The organism is Cryobacterium sp. Y50, from assembly GCF_002929805.1.
Taxonomy (GTDB): domain Bacteria; phylum Actinomycetota; class Actinomycetes; order Actinomycetales; family Microbacteriaceae; genus Cryobacterium.
This window is the reverse complement of the sequence record NZ_PJJM01000029.1, coordinates 1-3553: the sequence shown is the minus strand read 5'-3', so window position 1 is coordinate 3553 and position 3553 is coordinate 1. Positions and strand designations below refer to the sequence as shown.

Below are 3553 nucleotides of genomic sequence, written 5' to 3'. Positions count from 1 at the left end.
TGGGAAACACCCGACAAGAAAAACACTCCCGCAGCACGGCGGTACGGAGCTGTGGAATTTCGGAGAGGATGTCCACTTTCGATCACGCCGTGTCCGACCGTTCAGACGCTGCCGCCGTGGCGCGTCTCCTTCCCTGGTGTTTTTTGTTGTCCACAACAGGGCTGAGATCTCACTTGGTTCATGCGCGGCATTCGTGTGGCGCCGGCCAGCCTCCATCCTGTGACACGGAGCTGTCTGTGATCTGACGTGCGGTGTTGTTGGCATCTGTCAGCTCATGCAGGTATTCATGGAGCCTGCCGACGCTGACCGGTGAGCTGCGGCCGCCATCACACACCCAAGCCATTTTGTGAACACAACACCACCGCTGAGCTTGTCATCGTCTGGGACAGATAACGCTTCGTCGTAGGTGAAGGCGATGACGAGCAGGTTTTCTCCGCGTTCGATGTCGTTAATGCTGAGCCTGACGTTGCCGGCATCGGTGACGATGCCCGCGGAGCGTATTTCACCGTCACCAGCAAGCGCGGGCAACGTCTCTGCCTGACTTTTTATCGGCAGGGAAGCTGTCGAATGTCCTGTCAAATACCAACGTGAGGATCTCGGAAGAAAGCAAGGGGATCGAAGATCTACGCTGTCATGACAGTTTCAGACGCGGCAGACGGTCAGCGGGGCAGGCTGTGCACCCATCGAGTTCACCTTCAAACTCACCAGCTTCGAACGTCGTAGCGCGGACCTTGCGCCTGTGGCTGTGAGTATTGCGGTCGATTCACTGCTGGTCAGCGTCTCCACCTCACCCGTTTCACTTTGCAGTACGTTGTGCCATCACACCCGTCGTCGACGCTGTCGCCCAGCCATAAGCCGTGAATGATCCGCCCTGTGTAATCCACCGGATCGATGAGGACGGCGGGGAGCTGGCCGCGCCGATTCACCCCGACCAGAACGAAACCCGGCCATCGCGCAAATCGCCGTCGTAATGTCACCATCACTTTATTCACACAGCTCCTTGAGCCACCCAGGCCTTTTATCAAGGCTAGAAGTCCCTAAGGAACGGTCATATCCCCAGTTCGGCCACTCGTTTCTCTAACCAATACAAAACACCAGAGAACGGGAATCTCCCCCATCAACGCCGCCATATAAATTCGAAAACCCCAACTGTCGGTTATGGCTGCTTGACTGTCACCATGCACGCCGCATTACTTTATCCTGCTGGATACAACCCCGAGTTCCTTGAAGTTCCTCTGCCACTCCCGGCCCCTCCCACAGGAACCCTGATTCGTGAACTGCTCTACACACATTTCACCGTGCTCTTAGGCCCCGCACGGCGCCTCGCGATCGCGACCGGCGTCAACATCGACGGGGATCGCCTCGTTACCGTTGACCGAGGCGAGGGCTGGCACCTCGACTCGCGTATCCCGCTCTACGAACAGGCCGGGGAGGATCTCTACGCCAGAAACGACCTCGACCGCGGGCACCTCGTCCGCCGCCTGGACCCGGTCTGGGGCGACGCAACGACAGCCCGGAGAGCGAATTACGATACCTTCACCTACACCAACGCCGCCCCGCAAGCCGCAGACTTTAACCAATCGAAACAACTCTGGCTCGGCCTCGAGGACCACGTCCTCACCTACGCACGCACCAACGGTAACCGCATCAGCGTCTTCACCGCCCCCGTACTCTCCGCCCAGGATCCGATATACCGCGGGGTGAAGATCCCGCAAGCATTCTGGAAGATCGCGGCATGGACAACGACCACAAAAGGCTCCACCGTTCTGCACGCTGCCGGATTCGTCCTCGACCAAAGCCCACAATTAGAAGACATCGACCTTGACACCGTCCGCACTCCAGCCCTCATGTACGGCACTCCCCCGCCGCTGGGACCATATCGCACCTACCAAGTACCCATCGTGGACATCGTCGACCTCACCGGGCTCAACCTGACCGCCCTATCCGAGGCAGACGTCTACGCCCCAGCCCCAACTATCCGAGAAGACGCCGAGCGTCGACAGCGTTGGGTCGAACTGATCGACACCGCAAACATCCACCTCTAACCACACCGGATCCTCTATAGCCAGCTCAGTCCGCAGCGCGAAGGTAGACATAGACGGTTTCGCGGCTGATCCCAAACTCTCGAGCAAGAACAGACTTCGGCACGCCAGCAGCAGCCTTCTCACGCAGCTCAGCCGCACGAGCCGCGTCCAGTGACGGGGTACGACCACGATAGACGCCGCGCTTCTTGGCCAGGGCAATGCCCTCGCGTTGACGTTCACGGATCAAAGACCGCTCGAACTCAGCAAACGCCCCCATGACGTTCAAAAGCAGGTTCGCCATCGCATTGTCATCGCCCGTGAAGACGAGCTGCTCTTTCACGAACTCAACCCGAACCTTCTTCGCCGTAAGCCGGCGCACGATCAAGCGAAGATCATCGAGGTTGCGGGCAAGACGATCCATGGAATGCACGAGAACAGTATCGCCATCTCGGACGAACCGAATCATCTCTTCGAGCTCGGGCCGGTTCTGATCCTTCCCCGACGCCTTATCCTCAAACACCCGATCGACCTCGACGCCAGCAAGCTGACGGACAGTGTTCTGATCGAGAGTGCTGACTCGCACATATCCAACTCGTTGACCCGTCATATGACTTTTCCCCCTGTTCTGTCAGATTGAAGTCGAAGACCCCGTGCCGAGGGGTGTCTACCAATCAAAACGCGACCCTATCCTGACAATATTTATTGAGGACGTCTGACGCCTAGTTGGGGTACACCCCGCATGTGCACCCACCGAGGAATTTTCGCCCGTATATCTGCCGCCGTGGCCAGCCGCGCTGTCCAAAGCCCACTGGGGTCGGGCTGTCGAGCGGCGGGGCACCTACCGCATTTACCTGGCCCAACGCGGCACCAGCCAGTACTGCCTGCGTCGACCTGACCGCGTCCAGTATCTGCGCGGGGGCCAGCGTGATCGCCTAAGAGGGACTGCGCCTCAACACCGTGGTTTCGGGCGCCCTCGGCGTCGACGAGACCGGGCCGCAGGTGCTTCTCGACCTAACGGCAATCCGGTTGACTGAAGCGACGGTGATGTCCAGCAACTTGAAACACATGCCGCCGCGCTGAACGTCGTCGTCACCATGGATCTCGCCCAACTCGCATGAGTCATTTCCCGTTCGGAGACGCCTCCATGCCCAGCACTTACCCACCTGAATCAACCGTAAACGATTGAGAATGTCGGCGTACGCTCAGAGGTAGTGAACCGTCCGGTTCCCTGCAAAATCAAGGGAATCCGCGAGGTTCCGAGAGATTCGGTCGCGTCCAGAATTGCCTCGATTCTGCAAGCGGTCGCGTGTTTGAATCACGTCAGCCCGACGAAACGAAAATGTCCCGGTAGACCGCAAGATTTATCGGGACTTTTTGTGGCTCTCCTGTCGTATCCGTGGGTCCGTTGGGAGCGCCTTAACGGCCGCACGCCGCTCTCCGCCTAGGTTTCTAACTGTCAAAGGTAAGAAACTTAGGAACGGAAAAAGCGGCGTGCGAACTCTAAGAATATGGCGAACCCTCCTTGGTGT

Annotated in this window: 3 protein-coding genes; 1 reads left to right on the top strand and 2 read right to left on the bottom strand. The window is 58.5% G+C overall.

Annotated elements, in window-relative coordinates:
- Positions 1 to 267 precede the first annotated feature (267 nt).
- On the bottom strand, positions 268 to 528 hold the full coding sequence (locus CXY73_RS00280; protein WP_104176419.1) for a hypothetical protein: 261 nt from the start codon (positions 526 to 528) through the stop codon (positions 268 to 270).
- A 650-nt stretch (positions 529 to 1178) separates the two neighbouring features.
- Between CXY73_RS00280 and CXY73_RS00275 the strand changes: the two genes are divergently transcribed.
- Positions 1179 to 2045, top strand: coding sequence for a DNA/RNA non-specific endonuclease (locus CXY73_RS00275; protein ID WP_104176418.1), 867 nt, complete (start codon positions 1179 to 1181; stop codon positions 2043 to 2045).
- Positions 2046 to 2070: 25 nt separating this feature from the next.
- On the opposite strand, the gene CXY73_RS00270 is transcribed toward CXY73_RS00275, so the two are convergent.
- A complete protein-coding gene (locus CXY73_RS00270; RefSeq protein ID WP_104176417.1) occupies positions 2071 to 2631 on the bottom strand; it encodes a recombinase family protein in 561 nt (186 codons plus the stop codon).
- Positions 2632 to 3553 lie beyond the last annotated feature (922 nt).